The 2,452-nt window shown below is 56.4% G+C and carries 2 protein-coding genes and 2 pseudogenes; all 4 read right to left on the bottom strand.

Translation table 11 applies throughout. The features are described from left to right. Positions 1 to 393, bottom strand: a pseudogene (locus tag L8K08_RS30095) (hypothetical protein); the annotation flags it as partial. 89 nt (positions 394 to 482) lie between these two features. Further along, on the bottom strand, positions 483 to 1,091 hold the full coding sequence (locus L8K08_RS30100; RefSeq protein ID WP_242201980.1) for a hypothetical protein: 609 nt from the start codon (positions 1,089 to 1,091) through the stop codon (positions 483 to 485). Between the two features lie 24 nt (positions 1,092 to 1,115). Continuing rightward, positions 1,116 to 2,204, bottom strand: coding sequence for a minor capsid protein (locus tag L8K08_RS30105; protein WP_242201981.1), 1,089 nt, complete (start codon positions 2,202 to 2,204; stop codon positions 1,116 to 1,118). Next, positions 2,179 to 2,452: pseudogene (locus L8K08_RS30110) on the bottom strand (hypothetical protein); the annotation flags it as partial. The gene L8K08_RS30105 and the pseudogene L8K08_RS30110, both read right to left, overlap by 26 nt.

A 2,452-nucleotide genomic window follows, 5' to 3' on the forward strand; every position in this document is an offset into this window, starting at 1 on the left:
GGCGCCGCGTACCGAGTCGCCCAGGACTTTGCCCTGGAACTTGGCGGCGAAGGATTCGGCCTTCTCGGCGCGCTCGCTGATGGCCTTCAACTGCTTGTCGTAGTCACCGCGCAGGCGCTCAGTGCGGCGGTTGAAGACTTCGTCCACCTTGCCCTCGGTCAGCAGCTTGGTTTCTTCGTCCTGGCCAGCACGACTGAGCAAACCTTTAACGGCATCGATGTCGATGCCTTCGAACTGGGTTTCGAACTGGGTGAGCTTGCCGGTGGTGTCTTTGAGCTTGCCCAACAACTCGGTGTTCTTGGTTTTGAGGCCAGAAACGGATGCTTCAACGGCAGTCGCGATAGCGGCCTTAATTGCCGGGTTTTCCAGGTCGATTTCGTTTTCTTCTGACACGTTGATGAACCCCTTGGGTATATTCCGCCGGCTTTGCAGGCATAAAAAAGCCCCGGCATGTGCCAGGGCTGTGTGTATCAGTTATTCGCTCAACTGCTTCCGCGCAGCTTAGCCTCATCGAATTTTTTCTTCATGGCCGCAATAAAGGCGGCCTTAGTTTCCGGAGATACGGGCTCTCGAAACTCGCCCAGCGTCGTTTTCGCTTGTATCTGTAGATCTTCAAGCTTGTCAAAGGTGATCACGGCGTTAACTGCCAAGTCCAAAAACATCTCTGGCTGAACCAGAAAATCAATGTTTTCGGCATAGCCAAGGGTCTGAGGTAGAGACGCACTATCCCCATGAAAAATGAAGCTCTTGATGGGAAGAATCGTGTCTATTTTTTTTGAGTAGAATCCAATCCATAGAACTCTTACAGGCCTCTTTCCTCTAGAAACAATAGAAATCCGCCAGCGCTCATTGCCTTGCGCCTGATCTATCGTGAGGTCTTCAACGTCCTCTCGGCGCTGGACATACGATTGCCAAAGCGCAACACCGACCGCGAAAAAGGCACCAATACCAGCGACCCAATCCCCCAGACTGCCCCAGCTTATAACGTACTTTGTAGTTGACTCCGGGTTCATATTTATCCCGATAGTCGCCCCAAGAAGACCGCTAACCACGCATGCGACCATGACTCCAAACACAACGAAGTACTTCATACCACCTCCATTTGATTGAAGGCGTTATAGCAACCCTGCGCGCTCAAAAGCCAGCGGCTCAAGCGCTCGCATTTGTGCGAGGGTCAGAGGTGAAAAATTGCGATCAAGTTGCAACTCGGAAAATCGCTCGATGCTCAGCCCGCCCTCCCGGAATAGCTTGGCCCGGACCGGACCGATAGCCACATCCTGGAAGGAAGCAGGCTGCTGCTGAAGCCAGTGGTAGTAATCGAGGTCAGCACTGACCTGCTGACCGCCATCGGCGCCCACTGAAGCGCGCGTAGCGCCCTTGGCGAACATCGCGCTGAGCTTTGTCAGCAAGATGAACGTGGTACGGCAGTTCGGGTGGAACGGCGGCCTAGGGCCGGAATCCACCGGAAACTCACGCTTATCCATCGAGCGGCATTGCTGGCTGGTCTTGCTATCAAGCGTGGCCATCATCTGGATTTCTTCCACGATGTCAGTGTTGGCCTTGGCCACCTCCATGCGAGCCTGGGACGATACATGCTGAATCGCGGTGTGCACGACCGTGCTGGCATTACGGTTCGTGGTAGCAAGGATGCCGTCTTTGTACCCTGCCGCCTTGGTGCCGCGAATGTTGCGGATTATCTGGAAGTTCGTCTGCCCTTCGAAGAAACCCTGCCGGATCGTGCCGGTGACCCGCTCACGCTCGGCGCTGGTCCAGCCCTTGATGAATGACTTCAGCAGCTTCCCGCCGCCAGTGCCGCGCACGCTGAGTGGATTCGTCAGCACCGCGGTGCGAATTGCAGCAGCCGTCGGTGCTACCACATCGAGCGACACGCCAACCGGCGCCGACCTGGCAAGGCTGGTCGCCTCAAACTCGGCCTCGTAATTGGCGATATCCACCAGGTCGAGGTTCAGTTGCGCGCTGTAGCGGTCGAAAATGCCCAGCAGCAGGCTATCCACCTCCTTTAGCAGCGCTTCCAGACGCTTGACGTTGTACTCGGTCAAATCCGACTGGGTAAGCCGATCCCGTATAGATCGGTCAATCTCCTTGAGGAAGGGAGCAAACTTGCCCACCTCCCCCGCCTTGAGTTTTTCGAGGAAGACCGCGTGCCGGATCGTGGCGTCAAGGATTGCTTGGTTTGCCGCCATTTGGTTTGTCCTCGTCGTCCAGGCCCAGTCCGTCACCCTGCTCTTCCAACTCGCCGTCGATCTGCAGGTCTGTACGCTCTGGCGCAATCAGGCCCAGCTTGCGCAGGTAGGCCCGAAGGTCTGCCTTGGCGAAGCCGCCTTGCTGCCACAAGCCAACCAAGGCCGTGATCATCTGCGGATCGGCGGTCAGCTCGACGAACTCTTGATTCACCTGGTACGCGACCTTCTTGTCAGCGATGCCCATGTAG

Origin of the sequence: Pseudomonas sp. TREG-RG-20F-10-E-6-01 (assembly GCF_022662455.1) — a bacterium.
Taxonomy (GTDB): domain Bacteria; phylum Pseudomonadota; class Gammaproteobacteria; order Pseudomonadales; family Pseudomonadaceae; genus Aquipseudomonas.

What these genes read in the sequence shown, in the direction of transcription:
- L8K08_RS30100 (WP_242201980.1), bottom strand. Translation starts at nt 1,091, where the DNA reads ATGAAGTACTTCGTTGTGTTTGGAGTCATGGTCGCATGCGTGGTTAGC.
- L8K08_RS30105 (WP_242201981.1), bottom strand. Translation starts at nt 2,204, where the DNA reads ATGGCGGCAAACCAAGCAATCCTTGACGCCACGATCCGGCACGCGGTC.